At 73.2% G+C, this 813-nt stretch carries 1 protein-coding gene; it reads left to right on the top strand.

Annotation, left to right across the window (positions count from 1 at the left end; genetic code table 11):
- The first annotated feature begins 259 nt into the window (after positions 1-259).
- Positions 260-736 (top strand): tRNA (cytidine(34)-2'-O)-methyltransferase, encoded by a 477-nt coding sequence (locus tag C667_RS23520; protein ID WP_004391211.1) that lies wholly within the window; start codon positions 260-262, stop codon positions 734-736.
- The last annotated feature ends 77 nt before the right edge of the window (positions 737-813 follow it).

The following is an 813-nucleotide window of genomic DNA, read 5'->3' as shown; positions in this document are numbered from 1 at the left end:
TTCGCAGCTGCCGCAGCTCCTACAGGGGGTGGGCGGGACGCGCGGTGGTTTGTGCAGGAGCGCCGGCAGGCGCGAATGCGGCGGCGGAATTCTGCGCCCGCGCCGGTGCCGGCCTGCTAGACTCGCCGGCCCGCGGCTTCGGCTCAAAGCATCCGCCTGGCCGGATCCACTGTGCCCATCGCGGTTTGCGGACCGCCGTCTCCCACCGTCTCCCCTTTCCCGCCCGGGCATGCGCCCTGGCCACCCTGCCTCCCCAGCGATGTTCGAGATCGTCCTCTACCAGCCCGAGATCCCGCCCAACACCGGTAACGTGATCCGCCTCGCCGCCAACACCGGCTGCCGCCTCCACCTGGTGGCGCCGCTGGGCTTCGACCTGTCGGACAAGCAGCTCGCCCGCGCGGGTCTCGACTACCACGACCTCACCTGCCTCACGGTGCATCCGGACTGGGCGCACTGCCAGGCGGCGCTCGCCGCGCGGCGCATGTTCGCGATGAGCACGCGCGCGAGCCGGCGTCACGACCGGGTGGACTTCCAGCCCGGCGATGCGTTGCTGTTCGGTCCGGAGAGCCGGGGCCTGCCCGAGGAGGTCCTGCGCGACTTCGCGCCCGAGCGGCGGCTGCGCATCCCGATGCGCCCGACCAATCGCAGCGTCAATCTGTCGAACGCGGTGGCGGTGGTGGTGTACGAGGGCTGGCGCCAGCACGACTTTGCCGGCTCCGCCGCGCAGGGCGACTGAGTCGCGCGCGCGGGGCGGCCGCGGGCGCGGCGGCTCACTCCTCGCGCGGATCGCGCGCGAGCAGGCGTTCGACCGCG

Source organism: Thauera phenylacetica B4P (assembly GCF_000310225.1).
Lineage (GTDB): Bacteria > Pseudomonadota > Gammaproteobacteria > Burkholderiales > Rhodocyclaceae > Thauera > Thauera phenylacetica.
This window is presented reverse-complemented; position numbering and strand designations above follow the sequence as displayed.